The organism is Pseudomonas sp. B16(2017) (assembly GCF_002113205.1).
Lineage (GTDB): Bacteria > Pseudomonadota > Gammaproteobacteria > Pseudomonadales > Pseudomonadaceae > Aquipseudomonas > Aquipseudomonas pharyngis.
This window is the reverse complement of sequence record NZ_NEKA01000002.1, coordinates 497,870-520,187: the sequence shown is the minus strand read 5'-3', so window position 1 is coordinate 520,187 and position 22,318 is coordinate 497,870. Positions and strand designations below refer to the sequence as shown.

The 22,318-nt window shown below is 61.8% G+C and carries 19 protein-coding genes; 7 read left to right on the top strand and 12 right to left on the bottom strand.

What is annotated here, in order from left to right:
• Positions 1-67: 67 nt before the first annotated feature.
• Positions 68-2,029: a choline transporter BetT gene (gene betT / locus CAG25_RS05045; protein WP_172829513.1), complete on the top strand. Its 1,962-nt coding sequence runs from the start codon at positions 68-70 to the stop codon at positions 2,027-2,029.
• Positions 2,030-2,054: 25 nt separating this feature from the next.
• On the opposite strand, the gene CAG25_RS05040 is transcribed toward betT, so the two are convergent.
• Both CAG25_RS05040 and CAG25_RS05035 read right to left on the bottom strand, forming a co-directional pair.
• Positions 2,055-2,315 (bottom strand): hypothetical protein, encoded by a 261-nt coding sequence (locus CAG25_RS05040; RefSeq protein ID WP_085611208.1) that lies wholly within the window; start codon positions 2,313-2,315, stop codon positions 2,055-2,057.
• Between the two features lie 199 nt (positions 2,316-2,514).
• A complete protein-coding gene (locus tag CAG25_RS05035) occupies positions 2,515-3,552 on the bottom strand; it encodes a LacI family DNA-binding transcriptional regulator (RefSeq protein WP_085611207.1) in 1,038 nt (345 codons plus the stop codon).
• A 206-nt stretch (positions 3,553-3,758) separates the two neighbouring features.
• On the opposite strand from CAG25_RS05035, the gene CAG25_RS05030 reads away from it, so the two are divergent.
• The 3 genes from CAG25_RS05030 to mgrA are packed head-to-tail and all read left to right on the top strand — an operon-like array spanning position 3,759 to position 8,382.
• Positions 3,759-5,984, top strand: a complete 2,226-nt coding sequence (locus CAG25_RS05030; protein ID WP_085611206.1) for a TonB-dependent receptor — start codon at positions 3,759-3,761, stop codon at positions 5,982-5,984.
• A gap of 1 nt (position 5,985) precedes the next feature.
• The gene (locus CAG25_RS05025) at positions 5,986-7,305 is read left to right on the top strand and encodes an LLM class flavin-dependent oxidoreductase (protein ID WP_085611205.1); all 1,320 of its coding nucleotides are present in this window, start codon (positions 5,986-5,988) and stop codon (positions 7,303-7,305) included.
• Positions 7,306-7,344: 39 nt separating this feature from the next.
• On the top strand, positions 7,345-8,382 hold the full coding sequence (mgrA, locus tag CAG25_RS05020) for an L-glyceraldehyde 3-phosphate reductase (RefSeq protein ID WP_085611204.1): 1,038 nt from the start codon (positions 7,345-7,347) through the stop codon (positions 8,380-8,382).
• Between the two features lie 160 nt (positions 8,383-8,542).
• Here mgrA and tauD read toward each other — a convergent pair whose 3' ends face one another.
• The 7 genes from tauD to CAG25_RS04985 all read right to left on the bottom strand — a co-directional run bounded on the left by tauD (position 8,543) and on the right by CAG25_RS04985 (position 16,952).
• Positions 8,543-9,385: a taurine dioxygenase gene (tauD, locus tag CAG25_RS05015; protein ID WP_085611203.1), complete on the bottom strand. Its 843-nt coding sequence runs from the start codon at positions 9,383-9,385 to the stop codon at positions 8,543-8,545.
• 57 nt (positions 9,386-9,442) lie between these two features.
• A complete protein-coding gene (gene tauC / locus CAG25_RS05010; protein WP_085611202.1) occupies positions 9,443-10,282 on the bottom strand; it encodes a taurine ABC transporter permease TauC in 840 nt (279 codons plus the stop codon).
• A complete protein-coding gene (gene tauB, locus CAG25_RS05005) occupies positions 10,279-11,073 on the bottom strand; it encodes a taurine ABC transporter ATP-binding subunit (RefSeq protein ID WP_011331959.1) in 795 nt (264 codons plus the stop codon). Before tauB ends, tauC begins: the two co-directional genes overlap by 4 nt.
• Positions 11,074-11,089: 16 nt before the next feature.
• Positions 11,090-12,067, bottom strand: coding sequence for a taurine ABC transporter substrate-binding protein (gene tauA / locus CAG25_RS05000; protein WP_007952702.1), 978 nt, complete (start codon positions 12,065-12,067; stop codon positions 11,090-11,092).
• Between the two features lie 276 nt (positions 12,068-12,343).
• Positions 12,344-13,927, bottom strand: a complete 1,584-nt coding sequence (gshA, locus tag CAG25_RS04995; RefSeq protein ID WP_085611201.1) for a glutamate--cysteine ligase — start codon at positions 13,925-13,927, stop codon at positions 12,344-12,346.
• A gap of 317 nt (positions 13,928-14,244) precedes the next feature.
• Entirely contained in the window at positions 14,245-14,628 is a 384-nt protein-coding gene (locus tag CAG25_RS04990; RefSeq protein WP_085611200.1) for a PaaI family thioesterase, read from the bottom strand.
• Positions 14,628-16,952: a Tex family protein gene (locus CAG25_RS04985; RefSeq protein ID WP_085611199.1), complete on the bottom strand. Its 2,325-nt coding sequence runs from the start codon at positions 16,950-16,952 to the stop codon at positions 14,628-14,630. The genes CAG25_RS04990 and CAG25_RS04985 overlap by 1 nt, the downstream gene beginning before the upstream one ends.
• Before the next feature lie 360 nt (positions 16,953-17,312).
• On the opposite strand from CAG25_RS04985, the gene ompR reads away from it, so the two are divergent.
• A complete protein-coding gene (gene ompR / locus CAG25_RS04980) occupies positions 17,313-18,053 on the top strand; it encodes a two-component system response regulator OmpR (RefSeq protein ID WP_007952694.1) in 741 nt (246 codons plus the stop codon).
• A 114-nt stretch (positions 18,054-18,167) separates the two neighbouring features.
• Complete coding sequence (locus tag CAG25_RS04975; RefSeq protein WP_039764576.1) at positions 18,168-19,481, top strand: ATP-binding protein; 1,314 nt, start codon at positions 18,168-18,170, stop codon at positions 19,479-19,481.
• Positions 19,482-19,557: 76 nt separating this feature from the next.
• Here CAG25_RS04975 and rimK read toward each other — a convergent pair whose 3' ends face one another.
• The 3 genes from rimK to CAG25_RS04960 are packed head-to-tail and all read right to left on the bottom strand — an operon-like array spanning position 19,558 to position 21,735.
• Positions 19,558-20,463 carry a 30S ribosomal protein S6--L-glutamate ligase gene (gene rimK, locus CAG25_RS04970; RefSeq protein ID WP_007949201.1) on the bottom strand — a complete coding sequence of 302 codons (906 nt, stop codon included), beginning with the start codon at positions 20,461-20,463 and terminating at the stop codon, positions 19,558-19,560.
• Entirely contained in the window at positions 20,460-20,906 is a 447-nt protein-coding gene (locus tag CAG25_RS04965; RefSeq protein ID WP_170844915.1) for an ATP-dependent zinc protease, read from the bottom strand. Before CAG25_RS04965 ends, rimK begins: the two co-directional genes overlap by 4 nt.
• A gap of 49 nt (positions 20,907-20,955) precedes the next feature.
• A complete protein-coding gene (locus tag CAG25_RS04960) occupies positions 20,956-21,735 on the bottom strand; it encodes an EAL domain-containing protein (RefSeq protein WP_085611198.1) in 780 nt (259 codons plus the stop codon).
• Between the two features lie 116 nt (positions 21,736-21,851).
• On the opposite strand from CAG25_RS04960, the gene CAG25_RS04955 reads away from it, so the two are divergent.
• A complete protein-coding gene (locus tag CAG25_RS04955; RefSeq protein WP_011331966.1) occupies positions 21,852-22,259 on the top strand; it encodes an RNA-binding S4 domain-containing protein in 408 nt (135 codons plus the stop codon).
• The last annotated feature ends 59 nt before the right edge of the window (positions 22,260-22,318 follow it).

The window sequence follows — 22,318 nt, the reverse complement described above, 5'->3', positions numbered from 1 at the left end:
TTTCCCAACGCCTTGAGGTGCACCGTTCATGAGTGCATCGTCCACCCCCGCCAGCGGTCTGGTGCGCATGAATCCGCCGGTGTTCTGGTTCGCCGCGACGGTGATTCTGCTGTTCGGCCTGACCGTCATCGCCATGCCGGAACAGGCCGGCGCCTGGCTTCTCGAAGCGCAAAACTGGGCGGCCAACACGGTCGGCTGGTACTACATGCTCGCCATGACCCTGTATCTGATCTTCGTGGTGGTTACCGCGTTGTCGGGCTACGGCAAGATCAAACTCGGTGCCGACCACGACGAACCCGAATTCAGTTACCTGTCCTGGGCCGGCATGCTGTTCGCCGCCGGGATCAGCATCACGCTGTTTTTCTTCTGTGTGTCCGAACCGTTGACCCACATGCTCCAGCCGCCCCAGGGCGAGGCCGGCACGGCGGACGCGGCGCGTCAGGCGATGCAGATTCTGTTTCTGCACTGGGGCCTGCACGGCTGGGGCGTGTTCGCCTTTGTCGGCATGGCGCTGGCGTATTTCGCTTATCGGCACAACCTGCCACTGGCCCTGCGTTCGGCGCTGTATCCGCTGATCGGCAAACGCATCAACGGTCCCATCGGCTACGCGGTGGACGGCTTCGGCATCATCGCCACGGTGTTCGGCCTCGGTGCGGACATGGGCTTCGGCGTGCTCCATCTCAACTCCGGTCTGGACTACCTGTTCGGCATTGCCCACACCCAGTGGATTCAGGTCGGCCTGATCACGCTGATGATGGGCGCGGCGATCATCGTCGCCGTCTCCGGCGTGGATAAAGGTGTGCGGGTCATGTCCGACATCAACATGCTGCTGGCCTGCGCGCTGCTGCTGTTCGTGTTGTTCGCCGGCCCCACCCAGCATTTGCTCAACACCCTGATCCAGAACCTCGGTGACTACCTCGGCGCTTTGCCGATGAAGAGTTTCGATCTCTATGCCTACGACAAACCGAGCGACTGGCTCGGCGGCTGGACGGTGTTCTACTGGGCCTGGTGGATTGCATGGTCGCCGTTCGTGGGCCTGTTCATCGCACGGATTTCCCGTGGCCGGACCATCCGCGAATTCGTCTTCGGCGTGCTGCTGATTCCGCTGGGTTTCACCCTGGCGTGGATGTCGATCTTCGGCAACAGCGCCATCGACCAGGTGCTCAATCACGGTATGACGGCACTGGGCATGTCGGCCCTCGACAACCCGTCGATGACCCTTTACCTGCTGCTGGAGACCTATCCGTGGAGCAAGACCGTCATCGCGGTGACGGTGTTCATCAGCTTCGTGTTCTTCGTCACCTCCGCCGACTCCGGCACCGTGGTGCTCTCGACCCTGTCGGCGAAGGGCGGCAACCCGGATGAAGACGGGCCGAAATGGCTGCGGGTGTTCTGGGGTGCGATGACCGCGCTGGTGACCAGTGCGCTGCTGTTCTCCGGCAGCATCGATGCGTTGAAGTCGGCGGTGGTGCTGACCTCGCTGCCGTTCTCGATGATCTTGCTGCTGATGATGTGGGGCCTGCACAAGGCGTTCTATCTGGAGTCGCAGAAGCAGATCGCGCAGCTGCATTCCCTGGCGCCGGTCTCCGGTTCACGGCGTGGCAAGGGCGGCTGGCGTCAGCGTTTGAGCCAGGCTGTGCACTTCCCGTCGCGCGACGAGGTGTACCGCTTCATGGACACCACGGTAAAACCGGCCATCGAAGAAGTGACGGCCGTGTTCGCCGAGAAAGGCCTGAACGTGGTCACCCAACCCGATCCGGCGCACGACAGCGTCAGCCTGGAAATCGGTCACGGCGAGCAGCACCCGTTCATCTATCAGGTGCAGATGCGCGGCTACTTCACGCCGTCGTTCGCTCGAGGCGGGATGGGTTCCAAACAGCTCAACAATCGCCGCTACTACCGTGCCGAGGTGCACTTGAGCGAGGGCAGTCAGGATTACGATCTGGTCGGCTACACCAAAGAGCAGATCATCAACGACATCCTCGACCAGTACGAACGGCACATGCAGTTCCTGCATCTGGTGCGTTGATCGGGGCAGAGCGCCGGGGACGCTTTCAGGTCTCGGCGCTCAGCACCATGAACAACACCATCGCCGCCAGCGGCACACTATACACGGCGCTGCCGATCGCAATCTCCGACCCCAAAGGCTGCCCGGCATGCACCACGCCGACCGCACCATTGATCACCGTCAACGCCAGCCACAACGCCGCGAAACCATAGGCCAGCGTCTGCCGACTGAAGCCGATGCGCTCGCCGATGTAGAACATCAGCGCCAGCAGGATCAGGCCGAAGAAGATGATGATTGCGGTGTGCATGGGGAGGCCTGCGGCATAGTCGGTGTTTGGTCGGGCGCCTTCGCGGGCAAGTCGAATCGTCGCACCGCCGCTCCCACAAGGGTTCTGTGTCCTCCACAGATTTTGTACGCAACACAGAACCTGTGGGAGCGGGCTTGCCCGCGAAGGCGCCACCTCGGTTTCATTTAGAGCATAGCCAAACCAGCCCACGCCATATTCGTCAGGTACTTTCCCGCTCAATAACCGTGCACTGCAGCAGGTTCAGCCGCTGCACCTCATCGCTCGGCAACACGCCAAGGCTTTCCAGTACCCGCGTTGCCGCCAGCACGCCGATCTCCAGCGCGGGCGGTTTGATCGTGCTCAGGCTGGGCAGCAGCATCTCGGCGAACGGGTAGTCGCCAAAGCCTAGGACGGCGCAGTCATCGGGGATGTTGAGGCCGGCGCGTTGTCCGGCGAGCAGGCCGCCGGCGGCGAGGTTGTCGTTGGCGAAGATGATCGCGTCCGGGCGGGGTGAAGTGTTCATCAGTACTTCCATCGCTTGCTTGCCGGCCTCGAACGGGGCTCGATCGGCGTCCGGTGCGAATACCCACGGTTCCAGGCCCAACTCGCGGACGGTCGCCGCATAGCCGTCGCGGCGTTCCAGTGCGCTGAAGTCGCCGGGTGCGCTGTTCTGCACGAACGCGATGCGTCGATAGCCTTTGTTGTGCAGATAACGAGCGGCGCTGACCCCCACTTCAAAGTGCGAAAAGCCGATCTGCATCGGCTCGCGATCCGGCTGGTAATCCCAGGTTTCGATCACCGGGATATCCGCTTCGGCAAGCATCTTTTCTGTGCCCGCGCTGTGGAAGTGACTGGTCACCACCAGCGCCGCCGGCGACCAGCCGAGGAAGGCCCGCACCGCGTTTTCTTCCTGTTCAGTGCTGAAGTAACTCGAGGCCAGAAGTAGCTGATAACCATGACGGCTGAGGGTGTCGCTGAAGCCCTGAATGGTGTTGGCGAAGATCGGCCCGGAAATATTCGGGATCACCATACCGACGATTTTTCCCCGTGCCGAGGCGAGTCCGCCGGCCACCAGATTCGGCACATAACCCAGTTCGGCGACCACCGCCGCGATCCGTTCGCGGCGTTCGGGCGAGACCTGTTCCGGCTGGTTGAAATAGCGCGACACGGTGATCGCCGAAACACCGGCCTGGCGCGCCACCGCGTTGAGGGTCACGCGACCGGCGCCACGGCGTTTGCGGGGCTTTTCTTCGCTCAAGGCTCGATCCTTCTTAAAAACCAAAACGCATATAAAAGTAATTTTTCAGTATTGGACGGTCTATGTCCGGCTTGCCAATACTGGCGATGTTAGCGCTAACAAAGCGTGTTGTCTGCTACTCGCTCGAGCGAATGCCCAAGACACCGAGACAGGCGCTGTCGTCGCAGAACGGCAGCGGTTCAGGGCAACTTTTCGAGCGGGCAAACATGCACAACATTCCTGGGGCGACACACAAACTGGCGCAATCGATCCGCGCTGCGGGCTGGCTACTCACCGGGCTGGCCGCGCTGCCGCTGCCCGTCGCGTTTGCCGCCGACAGCACCGATCAGGAGCCGACCCTCAAATCCGTCACGGTCACCGCCACCCGCCGCGAAGAGTCGCTGCAAAAAGTGCCGGTGGCGGTGTCGGTGATCGACGGCGAGCAGCTGGAACGCGACAACCGCAACAGCGTGGCGAGCATCGTCCAGCAAGTGCCGTCGCTGAATTTCCGCACCGGCGCGTCGAACAAGGACACCTCGCTGTTCGTGCGTGGCGTGGGGACGATTTCCACCTCGCCAGGCGTCGAGCCGACGGTGGCCACGGTGATTGATGGTGTGGTTTATGCGCGCCCCGGCCAATCCACTCTGGATCTGCTGGACCTGGAGCGCGTCGAAGTTCTGCGCGGTCCGCAAGGCACGCTGTTCGGCAAGAACGCCTCGGCCGGCGTGCTGAACATCACCAGCAAGGCGCCGACCGCCGCGACCCACGGCTACATCGATCAGTCGTATTACAGCGGCAACGAAAGCCGCACCCGGTTCGGCATCGGCGGCAGCCTGGTTCCGGACACGCTCAAGGGCTCGATCAGCACCCTGTTCGGTACTTACGACGGCAACGTCGACAACCAGCACAACGGTCAGGAGGTCAACGGTTACAACCATCGCGGCGTGCGCGGCAAACTGGAATTCACCCCGAACGACGACGTCACCTTTACCCTGATCGCCGACTACATGCAGTCCCACGATGACGGCCCCAACGGCGTCGTGACCAAGTCGTTGACCCCGGCCTTCGCCAATGCGTTGAGCCCGGTCAGTGCCACCAGCCACAATCGCGACATCAACACCGACACCCGCTCCCACGTCGAGGACACCAACAAGGGCCTGTCCGGCCAGCTCGACTGGCAACTGGGCGATTACACCCTGACGTCGATCACCGCGTGGCGTGGCTGGGACAACACCCAGTATCAGGACGGCGACCGCCTCGGCACGGTGACGGCGGCGTTCCCCGGCACGGCGGACAAGGGCGATCTGGCCTTCGACCAGTACTCGCAGGAGCTGCGTCTGGCGTCGCCGAAAGGCGAGTTCCTCGAATACGTTGGCGGTCTGTTCTACATGCACGGCAAGGACGAGGAAACCTATCAGCGCACGCTGACCACCACCACACGAACTGATCGCGGCGTCGCCGATTACAGCACCACCAGCGACAGCTATGCGGTGTTCGGCGAGAGCACGCTGAATTTCACCTCGGATTTGCGTGGCATCGCCGGCCTGCGCTACACCCACGACAATCTCGAATACGATCACCGTCGCGTCTCCACTTCCGCCGCCACCGTCAGCGGCATTCAACCGGCCACTCGCAGCTCCGGTTCGGTGGACGAGGACGGCTGGTCCGGTCGGCTCGGTTTGCAGTACGACCTGAGCGATACCGTCACCACTTATCTGACCTATTCGCGTGGCTACAAAGGCCCGGCCTACAACGTGTTTTTCAACATGCAGCCGCGCGACACCGAAGCGCTGAAACCGGAAACCTCCAACACCTGGGAGGCGGGGATCAAGGCTTCGTCCTGGAACAATCGCCTGACCACCAACCTCGCGGTTTTCCACAGCGACTACGACAACTACCAGGCGAACTTTTTCGACACCGTCGCCGGGCAAGTCGTAACGCGCCTGATCAACGCCGGCAGCGTCAGCACCGAAGGTGTGGAGCTTGATTTCGCTCTGCAGGCGACTCAGCAACTGAAGTTCTCCGGCGCGCTGGCCTACACCCGCGCCCGCATCGACGAGTTCGCCTGCCCGGCGGGTGCGGCGGCGTCGTGCAACGTCAACGGCAAGCCGCTGCCGTTCAGCCCGGACTGGAAAAGCTATGTGCGGGCCGACTACACGATCCCGCTGGATAACGGCCTGGATATCGAACTCGGCACCGACTACAGCTGGCAGAGCGAAGTGCAGTACGACATCAGCCAGAACGCCGACACCAAGCAGGGCGCCTACGGCCTCTGGAATGCCAGCGTGGCCCTGGCCGATTACACCAATGGCTGGCGCGTGGCGTTGCTGGGCAAGAACCTCACCGACAAGTCCTATTCGCCATTGCTCGCCAGCGGTGGCAACTACATCTACCGCGCCGTGCCTCGCGACGACGAGCGCTACTTCGGCGTGCAACTGCGCAAGGACTTCTGAGATGAGCAGACAGCTGAAACTCGGCGCGTTCCTCATGGCCACCGGGCACCACGTCGCCGCGTGGCGTCATCCGGACGTACCGGCCAACGCGGGACTGGATTTCGCCCATTACAAACGCTTGGCGCAGATTGCCGAGGCAGCGAAGTTCGATACGTTGTTCATTGCCGACAGCGTTGCCGCCCCGACCCAGAATATCGCCAGCCGCATGGCCCGTTCGGATCACTTCGAACCGTTGACCTTGCTCTCGGCCTTGAGCGCAGTGACTGAACACATCGGCCTGATCGCCACCGCGACCACCAGTTACAACGAGCCGTACCACGTGGCGCGCCAGTTCGCTTCGCTCGATCACCTGTCCGGCGGGCGAGCGGGGTGGAACCTGGTGACCTCGGACAACGCCGCCGAAGCGCAGAATTTTGGCCGCGACGAACACATCGGCCATGCCGAACGCTACAGCCGCGCCCGGGAGTTTCATCAGGTCGTCACCGGGCTCTGGGACAGTTGGCAGGACGACGCCTTCATTCGCGACAAAGCCAGCGGCGCGTATTACCACCCGGAAAAACTGCACGTGCTGAATCACGTTGGCGAGCACTTCCGGGTCAAAGGCCCGCTGAATGTCGCGCGTTCGCCACAGGGTCAGCCGGTGATCGTGCAGGCCGGCTCGTCGGAAACCGGGCGTGAACTGGCGGCGCAGACGGCCGAAGTGGTGTTCACCGCGCAGACTTCACTGGCCAGCGCCCAGGCGTTTTACGCCGACCTCAAGGGGCGCTTGCCGAAGTACGGACGCAGTGCCGATTCGCTGAAAATCATGCCCGGCGTGTTTGTCGTGGTCGGGCAGACGGAAGCCGAAGCACAGGAAAAATGTGAAACGTTTCAGCAATTGGTCGAACCCGAGGTGGGCATCGCTCTGCTTGGGCGTATGCTGGGCAACTTCGATCTGTCGAAGTACCCGCTGGACGGGCCGCTGCCGGAATTACCGCTGACCGACAGCGGCCAGCAAAGCCGACAGAAACTGCTGACCGAACTGGCCGGCCGCGAGCATCTGACCCTGGCCGAACTGGGCCGCAGAATCGCTGGCGGTCGTGGTCATTACAGCGTCGTCGGCACCCCGGCGCAGATTGCCGACCGTTTGCAGGAATGGTTCGAGCAGGGCGCGGCGGACGGCTTCAATGTGCTGGTGCCGCACCTGCCCGGCGGGCTCGAAGACTTCGCCAATGGCGTGGTCCCGGAACTGCAACGACGTGGGCTGTTCAGAACCGAATATGAAGGCCGGACTTTGCGCCAGAACCTTGGCCTCGACCGGCCCGGCAACAGATTTGCGTAGCAATCGACACCCGATTCAAGACCGACAAGAGAGGATTCGATGACTTACACCGCTGCCGAAAACCGCTATGACTCCATCCCATACCGCCGCGTCGGACGCAGCGGTCTGGTGCTGCCGGCGCTGTCCCTGGGCCTGTGGCACAACTTCGGCGACAGCACGCCGATCGACACCCAGCGCTCGTTGCTGCGCACGGCGTTCGACCTGGGCATCAACCACTTCGACCTGGCCAACAACTATGGCCCGCCCTACGGCAGCGCTGAGACCAATTTCGGCCGTCTGCTGCGCGAAGACTTCAAGCAGTACCGCGATGAACTGATCATCTCCAGCAAGGCCGGTTGGGACATGTGGCCCGGCCCTTACGGCCAGGGCGGCGGCTCGCGCAAATACGTGCTGGCCAGCCTCGACCAGAGCCTGCAACGCCTGGGTCTGGACTATGTGGATATCTTCTATTCGCACCGCTTCGACCCGAACACCCCGCTGGAAGAAACCGCCAGCGCCCTTGCCACGGCGGTGCAGCAGGGCAAGGCGTTGTACATCGGCATCTCGTCGTACTCCGGGGTGAAAACCCGCGAGATCGCCGCGTTGCTCAAAGAGTGGAAAGTGCCGCTGCTGATTCACCAGCCGGCGTACAACCTGCTCAACCGCTGGGTGGAAAAGGACCTGCTCGACACCACTGACGAACTCGGCACCGGCGTGATTGCGTTCACCCCGCTGGCGCAGGGGCTGCTGACCGACAAGTACCTCAACGGCGTGCCGGCGGATGCGCGGGTCAATCGTCCGGGTGGTGGCTCGCTGCAGGCTTCGCACTTGTCCGAGGCGAACATCGCTCACGTGCGGGCGTTGAATGAAATCGCCAAGCGTCGTGGGCAGAGCCTGGCACAACTGGCGTTGGCGTGGACGCTGCGCGATCCTCGAGTGACTTCGGCGCTGATTGGTGCGAGCCGGCCAGAGCAGATTATCGAGAACGTTGGGGCGTTGAAGAATCTGAGCTTCAGTGCGGAAGAGTTGGCGGAGATTGACCGGTTTGCCCAGGAAGGCGGGATTAATCTTTGGGAGAAACCTTCTACGGCGGAATAAGTGCCTGGCGCCGAGTCATTCGGCGCCTGCTCTGACGCTTTCGCGGGCAAGTCCGCTCCCACAGGGGCCGAGTCGTACACAAAATCTGCAAACACAGCGGTATTTGTGGGAGCGGGCTTGCCCGCGAAGAGGCCGGCTCAAGCACTAAAGAAATCCGGACCTATTTAAAGAACGGCACATCCCCCAACACCGTAGCCCGCTGCATCACCCGCCGCGCCGGCCGGTAGTCATCCACCGCGTAATGCTGTGTCACGCGGTTGTCCCAGAACGCAATGTCATCTTTCTGCCAGCGCCAGCGAATGGTGAATTCCGGCCGCGTCGCGTGGGCGAATAGAAACTTCAAAATCGCTTCGCTCTCGGTCTCCGACAGCTCATTGATCTTCGACGTGAACCCTTCGTTGACGAACAACGAGCGCCGTCCGCTCACCGGGTGCGTGCGAATCACCGGGTGCGACAGAGGTGGATTCTTGCGCCGCGCCGCTTCCCACTGCGCCAGTGCTTGCGGCGTGTTGCCGTAGCGCTCCAGCGGAAAAGAACGGGTGAAATCGTGAGTCGCGGTCAGCCCTTCGAGCATTGCTTTCATCGGCGCCGACAGCGCCTCATATGCGGCAATCCCGCTGGCCCACAACGTATCGCCACCGAACTCCGGCAACAGCTTGGCGCTGAGCACCGCGCCCATGGCCGGGGTCGGCAGGAAGGTCACGTCGGTGTGCCAGATCGCGTTGTCGCGCACGTCGGTGACGGCGGTGTCGAGGATCAGTACTTCCGGCTGTTCCGGCACATTCGGGTAGATCGGGTGAATATGCAGGTCGCCGAAGTAGGCGGCGAAGCGCGCCTGCTGCGACGGCTCGATCGGTTGATTGCGGAAGAACAGCACCTGATATTTGAGCAGTGCCTGCTCAATGGCGTCGCGCTGTTCCAGATTCAGCGGCTGGCTGATGTCGACGCCGCTGATCTGTGCGCCGAGGGCCGAGCTTAACGGGGTGATGTTCAGGCTGCTCATGGTGGTTCTCTTCAATTCCGGGGCCCCGAAACTGTCGGGGTAGTCAGTGCTGAAAAATCAGTGGGCCTGGCCGTGCCACGGCACCAGTTTGCGTTGCAGGGCGCGCAGGCCCATCTCCATGGCGAAGGCGATCAGGGCGATGACCAGAATCCCCAGTACCACCACATCGGTGACCAGGAACTGCGCGGCCGACTGCACCATGAAGCCCAGGCCGCTGGTGGCCGCGATCAGTTCAGCGGCGACCAGGGTCGACCAGCCGACACCCAGACCAATGCGCACACCGGTCAGAATGTCCGGCAGCGCACTTGGCAAAATCACATGGCGGATCAGTTGCGCGCGGGTGGCGCCCAGCGACTGCGCGGCGCGCAGTTTGGCCGGGTCGACGGTGCGCACGCCGGTAGCGGTGGCAATCGCGATCGGGGCGAAAATCGCCAGGTAGATCAGCAGCACTTTCGACAGCTCGCCGATGCCGCACCAGATTACGATCAGCGGCAGATAGGCCAGTGGCGGAATCGGCCGGTAGAACTCGATCAGCGGATCCAGCACGCCACGGGCAATGCGGTTGGCGCCGATGGCAATGCCCACCGGTACCGCGGTCAAAATCGCAAAACCCAGGCCCAGACCGATGCGGCTCAGACTTGCGCCCAAGTGCTGCCACAACGTCGAATCCATGTAGCCCGTAGTCGCCAGCAACCAGCCTTTTTGCAGCACGGCGAACGGTGGCGGCAGGAACAGCGGTTCGATCAGGCCGGTGGCGGTCACGGCCCACCAGATCACCAGCAACGCGAACAGGGTCAGCAGGCTGATCCAGCGAGTGCTGAGGCTGCGGCGTACGGGAATCGCCGCCGACGTGGCGGCGGGTTTCACGGCGGTGGCGGAAACGTCGTAACTGCTCATGCGCGCTCCTGCCGCTGAACGGCGCTGCGTTGCGAGAACACTTTGGCAAGCACGTGTTCGCGGGTTTCGATAAAACGCGGGTCGGATTTGATGGCTCGTGCCGACTCACCGGCGGCGTAACGCTGGCCGAAGTCGAGATGCAGACGCTCGACGATCTGCCCCGGATTCGGCGCCAGCAGAATCAGGTCAGTGGCGAGGAACACCGCTTCTTCAATGTCGTGGGTAATCAGGAACACCGGTTTGGCGGTGCGTTGCCAGACTTGCAGCAACAGCTCCTGCATCTGTTCGCGGGTGAAGGCATCGAGGGCGCCGAAGGGCTCGTCCATCAGCAACACACGCGGATCGGCTGCGAGGGCGCGAGCGAGGCCAACACGCTGCTTCTGGCCACCCGAAAGTTGCCAGATGCGACGATGTTCAAAACCGGAAAGGTCGACCAGCGCGAGCATTTCACGGGCGCGCTGTTCGCGTTTGTCCTTGGCCACTCCGGCCAGTTCCAGACCGAAAGCCACGTTGGCCAGCACGTCCTGCCAGGGCAGCAGGGCGTCGTCCTGGAACACCACGCCGCGCTCGGCGCTCGGGCCTTTGACCGGCACGTTGTCGAGGGTGATGCGGCCGGCGCTCGGTTCGACGAAGCCGGCAATCAGGTTCAACAGCGAAGTCTTGCCACTGCCGGACGGGCCGAGGGCCACCAGCAATTGCTGAGGGCCGAGGGTCAGGGAAATGTCGGACAGTACCGGTTCCGGGCTGCCGGGATACTGTGCGCTGATGCGCTCCAGCTGTAGCAAGGCCATCGCAATTAACTCCCGATCAGTTGGTGATGTACTTGGCGCTGACGTACGGCGCGTAGTCGGGCAGTACCGCTTCGACCTTGCCTTGCTCCTTGAGGAACGCAGCGGTGTCGGTGATGGCTTTGGTGGTCGGTGCGCCGAGGTCGCTGACCTGATCCGCCGCCAGTGGGTAGACGTTGCCTTGCAGCAGCAATGGGATGTCGCTGGCTTTGGCGCCGGAGAGCTTTACCAGCTTGTCGACGTTGCTCTGATTGGCCAGCCAGGCTTTCGGATCCTTGCGGTAATCGGCGTAGGCGTCGAGGGTGACCTTGGCGAAGGCGGTGACGATTTCCGGGTGCTTCTCGGCGAAGTCCTTGCGCACGATCCAGGCGTCGAAGGTCGGCGCGCCGAACTTGGCCAGTTCACCGGAAGTGATCAGCACTTTGCCGTTTTCCTTGGCCACACCCAGCGCCGGATCCCAAACGTAGGTGGCGTCGATGTCACCGCGTTTCCACGCGGCAATGATCGCCGGCGGGGCGAGGTTGAGCACGGTGACTTTCGAAGGATCGATGTTCCAGTGCTTCAGCGCGGCCAGCAGGCTGTAGTGACCGGTGGACACGAACGGCACGGCGATTTTCTTGCCGACCAGGTCCTGCGGGGTCTTGATGCCGGAGCCGTCACGGGCGACCAGCGCTTCGGCGGCGCCGATCTGGGTGGCGATGAGGAAGGTTTCCACCGGAACTTTGCGGGTGATCGCAGCGGTCAGCGGGCTGGAACCGAGGTAGCCGATCTGCACGTCACCGGAGGCGATGGCGGCGATGATGTCGGCACCGTTGTCGAATTTGCGCCAGTTGATGTCAGCCTTGGTGGCTTTTTCATAGGCGCCGTCGGCCTGGGCGACTTTCGCCGGGTCAACGGTGGTCTGGTAGGCGACGGTGAGGTCGGCGGCCTGAGCCAGAAAACTCGCAGCAGCCAGAGAGGCCACGGCCAGCAGGCGAAGCGGGAAATTCAGTTTCATTCAAGAGCTCCATATCAGGCGACCGAGCGTCGGCGTGAAAGGAGACTAAATGATCTAAGAATCTAAAAATAAATAACTTTTTAGAATGAGCTTATGAGCGGAAAAATCTAAGAGAGAGAACGGGATAGTTGGGAGAGAAGATGATAGTTCCCACGCTCTGCGTGGGAATTCAGCTTGTGACGCTCCGCGTCACTTGAACGCGGAGCGTCCATTGAAGCGTTACCACGCAGACGGTTCGACACCTCGACGTGAGAACGATCAAAGAACCTTCTGATGTCAGTTGCTGATCGCCAGAATGCTCGCCTGATACGACCCGACAAACACGTCGAAATCGCCCACCTCGTTCTGCTCCAGCTCCGCCTGTTGCGCCAGCGAAGACCGCGCCAGTTCTTCGAACTTCGCTTGCTCGTCAGCCGCCAACGGCTCGCAGCGGAAGAACTCGGCGTGAGCCTGGCTCTGGCGCAGGGAGAATTGCGCGAAGCTTTCCTTGTGCGTGGCCATGGCCGCCAGCACCTGGGCCGAAGGCGTCAGGGATGAATCCTTGACCTTGGCCAGTTGCGCATCGAGCGCCTTGCTATGGGCATCGCCGCCATGGCTTTGATCCAGCAGCGCCGCCAGCGGAGCGATTTTTTCCAGCAGTTCGGCAGCCCATTCCTTCAGCTCGACCGGTTGGCCGTCGCGCTGCAATTGCAGGCCCGGACGGCGACCTTCCTTGACCACGCTGAGGAAGTTGGAGGTGGCGTTGCCGCAGGAGTTGTTGGTCAGCAGCGGGCTTTCGTTCAGCGCGCAGTACAGCAGGAATGCGTCGAGGAAGCGCGACTCGGTGAGGTCGATGCCCATCGGCAGGAACGGGTTGATGTCCAGGCAGCGCACTTCGACGTACTGAATGCCACGGGCCATCAAGGCCTGGATCGGCCGCTCGCCGGTGTAGGTCACGCGTTTCGGGCGGATGTTCGAGTAGTACTCGTTTTCGATCTGCAGGATGTTGGTGTTCAGTTGCACCCACTCGCCATTCTGGTGCGTACCGATTTCAACGTACGGCGCGTACGGCGTGGCCACCGCTTGGCGCAGGCTGTCGGTGTAGCTCGCCAGATCGTTGTAGCACGGGGTCAGGCCCGCCTGGGCGTTGCTCTGGTAACCGAGGTCGCTCATGCGCAGGCTGGTGGCGTAGGGCAGGTACAGGGTGTCCGGATCCAGCTGTTCCAACTGGTGCGAACGACCCCGCAGGAAACCGGCGTCCAGCGCCGGCGAAGCGCCGAACAGGTACATCAGCAGCCAGCTGTAGCGGCGGAAGTTACGGATCAGCGCGATATAGGACGACGACTGGAAATCCCGGTCGGTGCCAACGAAGCCTTCGGCTTCTTTCAGCAACGGCCAGAGCTTTTCCGGCAGGGAGAAGTTGTAGTGAATCCCGGCGATGCACTGCATGGTCTTACCGTAACGCAGGGCCAGGCCCTTGCGGTAGACGTACTTGAGCTGACCGATGTTGGAGGTGCCGTAATAGGCGATCGGGATGTCTTCCTCGGCCGGCAACGGGCACGGCATCGATGGACTCCACAGGTACTCGTTGCCGAGCTTGCTGTAGGCGAAGCGATGAATCTTGTCCAGGCTGGCCAGGGTATCGGCCGGGTCCGGCAGGGCGGGCGTGATGAACTCCAGCAGCGACTCGGAATAGTCGGTGGTGATCTGTTCGTTGGTCAGCGCGGAACCCAGGGCTTCAGGGTGCGGCGTTTGGGCCAGGCGGCCTTCGCCGGTCACGCGCAGGCATTCACGTTCGATACCGTGAAGGCACTGCTCAAGCAGAGAGAGGTTAGCGCGCTCGCCGAGCAGAGCCAGGCGGCGGTTGAGAAGTTCGCTCAATTTGGATTCCTTCACGCGTCATTCGCCCCAATATGGGGGTGGGCAGGACGGTCTACAAGGGTGAAGTTGAAACTGGCGTTTTCGCCTGGTTTGTCGGGCTCTGAAGCCCCCGTTGAAACGCCAACTTCACTCCCTGAATCTGGCCGATGCACGCGAAGATTACGCGGTTCCTGTGGGAGCGGGCTTGCCCGCGAAGGCGTCGTATCAGGCGAACTGATGCTGCCTGACACTCCCTCTTCGCGGGCAAGCCCGCTCCCCCAGAAACGCTCGACGCTGCGATCACAGCGCCGAAATTAACTCAAAATGATGAACAACATCTACAGGATAGCGAACGTGCCTTGCGCTTTTGCGACCAGTTTGTCGCCCTGCATCACGTCGGCTTCGACCACCAGCGTGCGCCGGCCCGGGTGGATCACCCGCGCCGTGCACAGCACCTCGCCATCAGAGACGGCGCGGATGTAGTTGATCTTGCACTCGATGGTCGCGCTCTGCTGGTCAAAGCCGTGGGTGCTGGAGCAGGCCAGCCCCATGGCGATATCGACCAGACTGAACAGCGCGCCGCCGTGCAGCTTGCCGCCGCGATTGCGCAGTTCGGGTTCCAGCGCCAGGGCGACTTGCGCCACCCCGGTTTCCAGGCTGTGCAGACGGCAGCCCAACAGCTTGAAAAACGCGCTCTCGACAAGCCCGGCCGGCATTTCCATCAGCGTTTCTTCAACTGCTTGGCGTTGGCGAACAGCGACGCCATTGCGTTATTGACCGGAGCCGCCGGGGTGCTTTCCTTGCGTGGCGCCGAACCCTGCGACTGGCGTGGCGCCGAGCCCGGACGCGAGCCACGGGCACCGTCGATCTTCTCGCCCGGGGTGTCGCTCATGCGCATCGACAGGCCGACGCGTTTGCGCGGGATGTCGACTTCCATGACCTTCACCTTCACCACGTCACCGGCCTTCACCGCTTCGCGCGGATCCTTGATGAATTTCTCCGACAGTGCCGAAATGTGCACCAGACCGTCCTGATGCACGCCGATGTCGACGAACGCACCGAACGCGGTCACGTTGGTCACCACGCCTTCGAGGATCATCCCCAGTTGCAGGTCCTTCAGGTCCTCGACGCCTTCCTGGAACTCGGCGGTCTTGAACTCCGGACGCGGGTCGCGGCCCGGTTTTTCCAGCTCTTGCAGGATGTCGGTGACGGTTGGCAGACCGAAAGTCTCGTCGGTGAATTTCTTCGGATCCAGACGCTTGAGGAACGCCGCATCGCCGATCAGCGAGCGGATGTCACGATCGGTTTCAGCGGCGATGCGCTGCACCAGCGGATAGGCTTCCGGGTGAACGGCCGAGGAATCCAGCGGGTTGTCGCCATTCATCACGCGCAGGAAGCCGGCGGCCTGTTCGAAGGTTTTCTCGCCCAGACGCGCGACTTTCTTCAGCGCCGCGCGGGTCTTGAACGCGCCGTGCTCGTCACGGTGGGCCACGATGTTCTGCGCCAGGGTCGCGTTGAGGCCGGAGATCCGCGCCAGCAGTGCCACGGAGGCGGTGTTCACGTCCACGCCCACGGCGTTCACGCAGTCCTCGACCACGGCGTCCAGACCGCGCGCCAGTTTCAGCTGCGACACGTCGTGCTGGTACTGACCGACACCGATGGATTTCGGGTCGATCTTCACCAGTTCGGCCAGTGGATCCTGCAGACGACGGGCGATCGAGACCGCGCCACGGATCGACACGTCCAGATCCGGGAATTCCTTGGCTGCCAGTTCCGATGCCGAGTACACCGATGCGCCGGCTTCGGACACCATGACCTTGGTCATTTTCATCGCTGGGTATTTTTTGATCAGTTCGATCGCCAGCTTGTCGGTCTCACGGCTGGCGGTGCCGTTGCCGATGGCGATCAGGTCGACCGAGTGCTTGGCGCACAGGGCGGCCAGGATGGCGATGGTCTGATCCCATTTGTTGTGCGGCACGTGCGGGTAAACCGTGGCGTGATCCAGCAGTTTGCCGGTGGAGTCGACCACCGCGACCTTGCAGCCGGTACGCAGGCCCGGGTCGAGGCCCAGGGTGGCGCGCGGGCCGGCCGGGGCGGCCAGCAGCAGGTCGTGCAGGTTGTGGGCGAACACGTTGATCGCTTCGGTTTCGGCGCCGTCGCGCAGCTCGCCCAGCAGATCGGTTTCCAGGTGGGTGTAGAGCTTGACCTTCCAGGTCCAGCGCACCACTTCACCCAGCCATTTGTCGGCCGGACGGTTCTGGTTCTGGATGCCGACGTGCTGGCCGATCATGCCTTCGCACGGATGCAGGGTGCCCGGCAGTTCTTCGCCGACTTTCAGTGCAGAGCTGAGAATGCCTTCGTTGCGGCCACGGAAAATCGCCAGTGCGCGGTGCGATGGCATGCTTTTCAGCGGCTCGTCGTGTTCGAAGTAATCGCGGAACTTGGCGCCTTCCTCTTCCTTGCCGGCGATCACCCGGGCACTGAGGGTGGCTTCCTGTTTCAGGTAGGTGCGCAGTTTTTCCAGCAGGTTGGCGTCTTCGGCGAAGCGCTCCATGAGGATGTACTTGGCGCCTTCCAGTGCTGCCTTGGCGTCGGTCACGCCTTTTTCCGCGTTGACGAAGCGCGCGGCTTCGGTTTCCGGGGTCAGCGACGGGTCGTTGAACAGACCGTCGGCCAGTTCGCCGAGGCCGGCTTCCAGGGCAATCTGGCCCTTGGTGCGGCGCTTCTGCTTGTACGGCAGGTACAAGTCTTCGAGGCGGGTCTTGGTGTCGGCGAGTTTGATTTCGCGCTCCAGCTCAGGGGTGAGTTTGCCCTGCTCCTGGATGCTGGAAAGAATGCTGATGCGCCGTTCGTCGAGTTCTCGCAGGTAGCGCAGACGCTCTTCCAGATGACGCAATTGGGTGTCATCGAGGCTGCCGGTCACTTCTTTCCGGTAACGGGCGATGAAGGGAACGGTAGAGCCTTCATCGAGTAGCGCGACGGCCGCTTCGACCTGTTGTGGGCGTACGCCGAGTTCCTCGGCGATGCGGCTGTTGATGCTGTCCATAAAACCACCTGACAAATTGTGAAAGCAGGCTCGCAGGCGCGTGAATGAAGGCCCGGAGTCTGGTGGGGCGGCTTGATGCTGGCCGCTGCCTGGGTCAAAAGGCATCCCATTGACCCGTGAAATCGAACAATTACTGCGGCGCCCATGAAAATAAAGGACGGCCACCTGCGGTAACGATTCAGACGTTGCCTGACACAAAAGGCCGCGCATTATAACCAGCGTTCTGTCATTCGGGGGCGACACAGTCTGTAGGCTCAAGCCCCGGTTTTCTGGCAGTGAAGGAAAAATCTGCTAACAATGCACACGGTGCGTATAACGGCAGCTACGCCATAATGCGCGCCGAGCTAAAAGGAGCATCCAATGAGCAGCACTGCACAAACTGCTGAAGGCGAAAAAATTCTCATCGTTGACGACGATCCGGGGCTGAGCAGCCTGCTGGAACGCTTTTTCGTCAGCAAGGGCTACCGTGCCCGCGCCGTACCGAACACCGAGCAGATGGATCGACTGCTGTCGCGTGAAGTGTTCAACCTGGTCGTCCTCGACCTGATGCTGCCCGGCGAAGACGGCCTGACTGCTTGCCGCCGCCTGCGTGGCGCGAACAATCAGATTCCGATCATCATGCTGACCGCCAAGGGCGACGAGCTGAGCCGTATCAAGGGCCTGGAACTGGGGGCCGACGACTACCTGGCCAAGCCATTCAACCCGGACGAGCTGATGGCCCGCGTCAAGGCCGTACTGCGCCGTCAGGCCGCACCGGTGCCAGGCGCGCCGGGCAGTGAAGAAGAAAACGTCACGTTCGGCGACTACGTGCTGTCCCTGGCCACCCGCGAACTCAAACGCGGCGACGAAGTGCACATGCTCACCACCGGTGAGTTTGCGGTGCTCAAGGCCCTGGTGATGAATGCCCGTCAGCCGCTGACCCGCGACAAGTTGATGAACCTGGCCCGTGGCCGGGAGTGGGATGCCCTGGAGCGTTCCATCGACGTGCAGATTTCCCGACTGCGCCGGATGATCGAACCCGATCCGTCCAAGCCGCGCTACATCCAGACCGTCTGGGGTGTCGGCTACGTGTTCGTGCCGGATGGCAACTCCACCAAGTGATGGGTGATTTGTAGGAGCGAGTCTGCGGGGAACGGTCGGAAACGCCGTCCACGCAGACTCGCAATCCGCAATATGCGAGCATTGCTCGCTCCTGCAAGTGTGTAGCGGTTATCCATGAAAACCCCCGTCTGGTTCCCCCAAAGTTTCTTCTCCCGCACCCTGTGGCTGGTGCTCATCGTCGTATTGTTTTCCAAGGCATTGACCCTGGTTTATCTGTTGATGAACGAGGACGTGCTGGTGGATCGCCAATACAGCCACGGCGTCGCCCTGACGCTGCGTGCCTACTGGGCCGCCGACGAAGAAAACCGCGCGAAAATCGCCGATGCCGCGACCTTGATCCGGGTGGTCGGCGCCGGTGTGCCGGAAGGCGAACAGCACTGGCCGTACAGTGAAATCTACCAGCGGCAGATGCAGGCGGAGCTGGGCGCCGACACCGAAGTGCGCTTGCGCATGCATTCGCCGCCAGCGTTGTGGGTGCGCGCACCTAGCCTCGGTGATGGCTGGCTGAAAGTGCCGTTGTACCCGCACCCGTTGCGCGGCCAGAAAATCTGGAACGTACTCGGCTGGTTCCTGGCCATCGGGTTGCTGTCCACGGCATCTGCCTGGATTTTCGTCAGCCAGCTCAATCAGCCATTGAAACGTCTGGTCTATGCCGCCCGGCAACTCGGCCAGGGCCGCAGCGTACGCCTGCCGATCAGTGACACCCCCAGCGAGATGGCCGAGGTTTATCGCGCCTTCAACCAGATGGCTGAAGACGTCGAGCAGGCCGGTCGCGAGCGTGAGCTGATGCTGGCGGGAGTCTCGCATGACTTGCGTACGCCGCTGACCCGTTTGCGTCTGTCGCTGGAGTTGATGGGGGACCGCACGGATCTGACCAACGATATGGTGCGCGACATCGAAGACATGGACGCTATCCTCGACCAGTTCCTCGCGTTCATTCGTGATGGTCGGGACGAGTCGGTGGAGGAAGTGGATCTCAGTGATCTGGTGCGTGAAGTCGCGGCACCGTACAACCAGAGTGAAGAGAAAGTGCGCCTGCGCCTGGAGCCGATCCAGCCGTTCCCGTTGCGGCGGGTGTCGATGAAGCGTTTGCTGAACAACCTGATTGGCAACGCGTTGAATCATGCCGGGGGTAGCGTGGACGTCGCGGCCTATGTATCCGGGGACACGAGTGCGCCGTACGTGGTGCTGAGCGTAATGGACCGTGGGGCGGGAATCGCCCCGTCGGAACTTGAGGCGATTTTCAACCCGTTCACCCGAGGTGATCGGGCCCGGGGCGGAAAAGGTACCGGCCTGGGGCTGGCGATCGTCAAGCGGATTGCTTCGATGCACGGCGGCAATGTTGAACTGCGCAACCGCTCCGGTGGCGGGCTGGAGGCGCGGGTTCGATTGCCGCTGGGGTTGATGCTGCCAAGAGATGCCGTTTAACGGCAGCTACAAGCGGCAAGCTACAAGCCAAAGCTGCTTTTACTCGCCGCTTGCAGCTCGTAGCTCGTAGCTGCCCCTATCCCTTACCTTTTGTGCGGGTCATGTTCGGCCCGCCATTCTTTTCAAGGTGTTCGATGATGATCCCCGCCACGTTCTTGCCCGTGGTGGTTTCGATCCCTTCCAGGCCCGGTGACGAGTTCACCTCCATCACCAGCGGCCCGTGGTTGGAGCGCAGGATATCCACACCCGCTACCGCCAGGCCCATGACCTTGGCCGCGCGCAACGCAGTCATGCGTTCTTCCGGAGTGATCTTGATCAGACTGGCGCTGCCGCCACGGTGCAGGTTGGAGCGGAACTCGCCGGGCTTGGCCTGACGCTTCATCGCCGCGATCACCTTGTCGCCGACCACGAAGCAGCGGATGTCGGCGCCGCCGGCCTCCTTGATGTATTCCTGCACCATGATGTTCTGCTTCAGGCCCATGAACGCCTCGATCACCGACTCAGCCGCCGTCGCGGTTTCACACAAAACCACGCCGATACCCTGGGTGCCTTCGAGCACCTTGATCACCAGCGGCGCGCCGTTGACCATGTCGATCAGATCGGGAATGTCGTCCGGCGAGTGGGCGAAGCCGGTCACTGGCAAACCGATGCCCCGGCGCGACAGCAACTGCAGCGAACGCAGCTTGTCCCGCGAACGGGCGATGGCTACCGATTCGTTGAGCGGAAACACCCCCATCATTTCGAACTGACGCAACACCGCGCAGCCATAAAACGTCACCGACGCGCCGATCCGCGGGATCACTGCGTCAAAACCCTCCAGCGGCTTGCCGCGGTAGTGGATCTGCGGCTTGTGGCTGGCAATGTTCATGTAGGCGCGCAAGGTGTCGATCACCACCATTTCATGCCCGCGCTCGGTTCCGGCTTCGACCAGACGGCGGGTGGAATACAGACGCGGGTTCCGCGACAGCACAGCGATCTTCATGCAACACCTGTGGAGGAGGTAGATACCGGGAACACCGGCTTGTCTTGTACATATTTGATGCCCGGATTGACCACCAGCTGGCCGTCGATCAGGGCTTTGGAACCTAGCAGCAAGCGATAGCGCATGGACTTGCGGCAGGCGAGGGTGAACTCGATCGGCCAGACCCGATCACCCAGGGCCAGGGTGGTGCTGATCACGTAGCGCACCTGAGCCTGGCCATTCGAACTCTTGATGGTCTTGCGGGCCACCAGCGGCGCTTCGCAGCGTCGATGGCGCAGTTGCACGACGGTGCCCAGGTGCGCGGTGAAGCGCACCCACTTCTCGCCGTCGCGTTCGAACGGCTCGATGTCGGTGGCATGCAGGCTGGAGGTGCTGGCTCCGGTGTCGATTTTTGCCCGAAGGCCGGCGACTCCCAGATCCGGAAGCGCCACCCACTCGCGCAGACCGATAACGGTCAAATGGTCAAATGTCTTCAATGGAAAAAACCAACGATTAACGCGTCCACGCTTCAGGGGATACCTGGGCCAACGCTTTGAATGCGGGCCTGGCGAACCAGTAACCCTGCATCAGAAATATTCCGCAGTCCGCCAGGAAATCCCGCTCACCCGCGCTCTCGATGCCTTCGGCGATGACTGTAACGTCCAACTCCGCACAGATTGTGACAATCCCCCGAACGATAGCCTGACGAACACGGTCATGGTCGATATCGCGAATCAGCGCCATATCGAGTTTGATCAGGTCCGGTTGGAAATCGGCCAGCAGATTGAGCCCCGAATAGCCGGCACCGAAATCGTCGATGGCCGTCTTGAAGCCGAATTCGCGGTATTCACGCAGAATATTGGTCAAATGGCGATAGTTATCTACATGCTCGCTTTCCAGTGTTTCGAAAATCAGCCGGTCGATCGGAAAATTGTGTTTCCTCGCGGCCTCCAGGGTGCTGCGAATGCATAACTCTGGACGATAGACGGCGTTGGGCATGAAGTTGATCGACAAGTGTGTCTGCATATTAAGTTCGGCCGCGCCTTCGATGGCGCGAGTCCGGCAGAGCTGGTCGAAACGGTAGCGGTTATCTTCTGTAACCTGATCCAGCACGGTTAATGCGCCTTCACCGGCCACACCACGGACCAGTGCCTCGTAGGCGTACACCGACTTGTCACGCAGATCCACGATGGGCTGATACGCGAAGGAAAAGTCGAAGCCCAGCGGCTCGCTTTGCTGGCAGCCCAGGCACCCGGATTTGGGCGAGGTCAATGAAGACGGAAATTTGGTCACTCGATCACTCCATGCCGTTGAACCGGCGAAGATCACAGTTTATCTGGAGGGCCGAGTTCTTGCGCCCGACAGAATCGGTAGTACAGTTCCGACTACTGGCTGAACGAGGAATTCATATGGCACAAAAAAGCGAAGAGGACGACAAGGTTCGTCTCGATAAGTGGCTGTGGGCCGCGCGTTTTTTCAAGACTCGCGCCTTGGCCAAAGCCGCCATCGAGAGTGGCAAGGTGCATTGTCGGGGAGAGCGCTGCAAGCCCGGCAAAGAACCACGCATTGGCGATGAATTCGAGATTCGCGCCGGCTTCGACGAAAAGACCGTTGTGGTTCAGGCCCTGTCGATCGTGCGTCGCGGCGCACCTGAGGCGCAGACGCTGTATGCCGAGACCGAGGCCAGCATTGCCAAGCGTGAAGCGGCTGCGGCGATGCGCAAGGCGGGCGCTCTGGGTGTCACCACCGACGGTAAACCGAGCAAGAAGCAGCGTCGGGATCTGTTTAAATTTCGTGGGAACAGTAGCGGCGAATAAAAAACGCAGCCTGCCGGCCTGGGATCAAGACCCGCCGGCGGCTGCGTTTTTTTCAGTAA